At 55.0% G+C, this 945-nt stretch carries 1 protein-coding gene; it reads left to right on the top strand.

Features of this window, described 5'->3' with window-relative positions:
- Positions 1–945, top strand: a 945-nt coding sequence (locus tag C7R94_RS28705; protein ID WP_304533974.1) for a 3'-5' exonuclease, incomplete at both ends; no start/stop codon positions are given.

Genomic DNA, 945 nt, shown 5'->3' with positions numbered 1-945 from the left:
GGGGCAGACGATGCAAGAGGAGCTGCACGCGGCAGGAATTCCCGTGTATGCCGAGCAGACAGCGGGTTATTTCGCGGCGACTGAGGTAGAAACGATGCTTTCCTTGCTGCGTGTCATCGACAACCCGCTCCAAGACATTCCATTGGCTGCTGTATTGCGGTCTCCCATCGTCGGCTTGCGGGAGGAGCAGCTTGCTCAAATCCGCATACACTACCCGACAGGGCCGTTTCACCAAGCTGTTCTCCAATATGCAGACGAACGCCCGCCACAAGAGTCGTGGGAGAGAAGGCTGCGACAGTTTTTTGGCCGATTGGATCTATGGAGGACAGAGGCTCGCAGAGGCGCTTTATCGGAGCTGCTGACGATGCTGTACCGGGAGACAGGCTATCTCGATTATGTAGCGGCTCTGGAAAACGGTCAGCAGCGACAGGCCAACTTGCGTGCGCTCTATGATCGGGCGAGACAATACGAAGCTGGCTCCTATCGTGGCTTATTCCGCTTTTTGCGCTTTGTCGATCGTCTGCAAGAAGCGGGCAATGATATGGGCGAAGCAAGAACCATCGGGGAAAACGAGGATGTCGTACGCATCATGACGATCCACAAAAGTAAGGGGCTCGAGTTCCCGGTTGTTTTTGTGGCGGGTATGGGCAAGCAGTTTAATACGATGGATTTGAAAAGCCAGTTTTTGCTGCATAAAGATTTGGGCTTCGGCCCGATGGCGGTCGAGCCCTCCATGCAGCTGCGCTATCCGAGTCTGGCTGCGCTGGGCATCCGGCAAAAGCTGCGTCGGGATATGCTGGCAGAGGAAATGCGTGTGCTTTATGTAGCTTTGACGCGTGCACGCGAGAAGCTCATTCTTGTCGGTTCATCCAAGGATCTCGCCAAAAGTGTAACAGACTGGGGCAGACAGGATGACAGCGAGCGGCTCAGTGACGAAGACTTGAT

This window comes from Brevibacillus sp. NRRL NRS-603 (assembly GCF_003013445.1).
GTDB lineage: Bacteria > Bacillota > Bacilli > Brevibacillales > Brevibacillaceae > Brevibacillus > Brevibacillus formosus.
This window is presented reverse-complemented; position numbering and strand designations above follow the sequence as displayed.